The sequence below is a fragment of the Paraburkholderia sp. SIMBA_053 genome, from assembly GCF_046534895.1.
Classification (GTDB): domain Bacteria; phylum Pseudomonadota; class Gammaproteobacteria; order Burkholderiales; family Burkholderiaceae; genus Paraburkholderia; species Paraburkholderia caledonica.
On record NZ_JAWRXU010001846.1, the window covers coordinates 1 to 232 of the forward strand.

At 61.2% G+C, this 232-nt stretch carries 1 protein-coding gene; it reads right to left on the bottom strand.

All coding sequences use genetic code 11. The annotated features are described in order from the left end of the window. The coding region (locus SB753_RS41920) for an SMP-30/gluconolactonase/LRE family protein (protein ID WP_410805802.1) at positions 1–232 on the bottom strand (232 nt) is incomplete at both ends.

Here is a 232-nt window from a genome sequence, read left to right on the forward strand (position 1 = left end):
GGCCATTGACCAGCCTGCGGCCCGCCTCGACATCAAACACGCGCACGTGATGGCAGCCTGCTGGATCATGGGAGGCCGAGGTATCGGAGATGTACAGCAAGGATTCGTCCGGCGAAAACGCCAGGCCATTAGGCTTCTGGAAATCCTCGGCAACCCGCTCCAGGACATTGGCGAGCGGGTCGAATCGGTACACATGGCAACCGTCCTGCTCGCTGTCGGCCTTGTAGCCTTC